Origin of the sequence: Vibrio sp. 10N.222.55.C6 (genome assembly GCF_041473395.1) — a bacterium.
In the GTDB taxonomy this organism is placed as follows: Bacteria; Pseudomonadota; Gammaproteobacteria; order Enterobacterales; family Vibrionaceae; genus Vibrio; species Vibrio crassostreae_C.
The window spans coordinates 1-292 of sequence record NZ_JBFRSD010001039.1 but is presented as its reverse complement, the minus strand read 5'-3'; the positions used below and the strand labels follow the sequence as shown (position 1 = coordinate 292).

The 292-nt window shown below is 43.8% G+C and carries 1 protein-coding gene; it reads left to right on the top strand.

Features of this window, described 5'->3' with window-relative positions; translation table 11 throughout:
* A partial coding sequence (locus AB4486_RS27445) for a uracil-DNA glycosylase family protein (RefSeq protein WP_372119956.1) occupies positions 1-292 on the top strand: 292 nt, incomplete at both ends.

Genomic DNA, 292 nt, shown 5'->3' with positions numbered 1-292 from the left:
ATGGGGTTTTGTTATCCGGGAAAAGGAAAGAGTGGCGATCTGCCACCACGCAAAGAATGCGCAGAGCTCTGGCACAAAAAAGTACTGCAGTCATTGCCCAACATTCAAATGACACTATTGATTGGTCAATATGCGCAAAACTATTATTTAAAGGAAAGAACCACCAAAACGCTGACAGAAACAGTCAAAAACTGGCAGGCTTGGGCGCCTGAATTTTTGCCATTACCTCACCCTTCGCCACGCAATAATATCTGGCTCAAGAAGAACCCTTGGTTTGAAAATGAAGTCATTC